The organism is Rhodanobacter thiooxydans LCS2, assembly GCF_000264375.1.
Classification (GTDB): domain Bacteria; phylum Pseudomonadota; class Gammaproteobacteria; order Xanthomonadales; family Rhodanobacteraceae; genus Rhodanobacter; species Rhodanobacter thiooxydans.
On the sequence record NZ_AJXW01000147.1, the window covers coordinates 1 to 229 of the forward strand.

Annotated in this window: 1 pseudogene; it reads left to right on the forward strand. The window is 69.4% G+C overall.

The window, feature by feature from the left end:
* Positions 1-229, forward strand: a pseudogene (locus UUA_RS19710) (alginate export family protein); the annotation flags it as partial.

Consider the following 229-nt stretch of genomic DNA (forward strand, 5'->3'; position numbering starts at 1 on the left):
GAGCTGGACCCAGTCCGGGATCACCGCGAAGCTGGGCTGGGAACACCTGGGCGGCAACGGCCGGCATGCGCTGCAGACGCCGCTGGCCACGCTGCACGCGTTCAACGGCTGGGACGACCAGTTCGGCGTGACTCCGGCCGGTGGTCTGGAGGATCGCTACGTCGGCGTCAACGGCAACTTCGGTCGTCATGGCGCGGCCAGCAAGCTGGGCTGGGCGGTGGCATACCAC